Annotated in this window: 2 protein-coding genes; both read right to left on the reverse strand. The window is 46.0% G+C overall.

The window, feature by feature from the left end; genetic code table 11:
* On the reverse strand, positions 1 to 228 hold a 228-nt coding region (locus tag ACTHUR_RS11205; protein WP_440398622.1), incomplete at its 3' end, for a hypothetical protein.
* 53 nt (positions 229 to 281) lie between these two features.
* Positions 282 to 1,277 (reverse strand): Slam-dependent surface lipoprotein, encoded by a 996-nt coding sequence (locus tag ACTHUR_RS11210; RefSeq protein WP_070711791.1) that lies wholly within the window; start codon positions 1,275 to 1,277, stop codon positions 282 to 284.
* Positions 1,278 to 1,356: the final 79 nt, after the last annotated feature.

Below are 1,356 nucleotides of genomic sequence, written 5' to 3' on the forward strand. Positions count from 1 at the left end.
GCTGATGCCTGGATCGTAACGCACCAAGTCGCTTTCATCGGAGACCATTTGTTTATCCAAAGCCTGACGGCGGATTTTCTCTTCACCGAGTTTTTGTACTTTGCGGCCGCCAATGACTTTGACTTCATTCAAATCCTGACGGACCTGCGGTACGGGATCGGCTGCGAAAGCAGGGAAAGTTTGGCTGACAACAACTGCCAGCAGTACGGGTTTAAAGGGGAAGGACATTTTTTGCCTCTTGAATATATTGATTATCGGTTTATCGGGGGACTGATGTGCGGTTACTTGCTGACAGGTGTCAAACTTGTATCCGTCGTATTGCGGTCGTCATCATTCTTCACGCCGCCGAACACGGTATCCAACGATTTATCGGCATCAAAGGTAACTTTACCGCCTATACTGACTTCTGTTTTATCGCCGTTAAATTGACCAAAGAATTTCCCTTCGACTTTGCCGTTTTTACCATCGGATTCGGCAGTGCCTGAGAAATCAACGCCGTTGATGCCTACATCTTTCATCACAACGTCCGGACCGTAATCAGCATTACCTAAAATCGTGCCGCCGAGTTTGTTGGTGTTGAAATTGGCTGTCAGCAGTGAAAGTTTGGGCGTGTTTTTTTCAGACGACCCGGAGGATTTGCCCGGATCGTAGGTTGAGGTAACGATATTGCCGTTGCGGACGCGGACAGCCCAAACTTCGTATGTAGTCTTGCCTTTTGCCACTGTACTGTCTGACGGAGTGTAATAAGACGGTTTCGCCGTTCCGACGGGTTTGCCGCCGATAAACAGGTCTGCCGTGCCGTCTGCATTTATCCATGCGCCGAATTTGAGGTGGTCCTGTTTGGTTGCCGGTGCATAGGTGAATTGTCCCGAACTACTGCAACAGACAAACAGTTTGCCACCTTCAGATAAAGGTTGTCCTTCATGGCGTGTACGAAGGGCATAAGACGGGCTGGAATATGATGGGACAATCGGATCAGAATATGAACTAATATTGTAATAGTTACCAGAAGGGGTTTGATAGACATATTGTTTATCGGTATAGCTGTAGCCCCATGATGTTTTCACTTCGAGTTCCGCTTCACGCAGACTGCCGCCTTTACCGGAAAGGGTATTAATGGTCTTTACTGCATTGCTTTCATCGCTCAGCTTAACATTGGCAATAGGTTGCGCTGTCGGAATAGCAACGGGAACTTTGGGTTCAGATGCACCTCCACCTGCACATGCAGTCAAAATAAAGGTAGTTGCAATAGGCACTATAAATACATTAATTTTCATAACCAATCTCTCTAAAATACAAGCTTCTCAGATACAATAATGATAAGTATTACTAATAATATGCAATATTGTGTAACAA

It is taken from the genome of Neisseria sp. P0021.S007 (assembly GCF_051956855.1).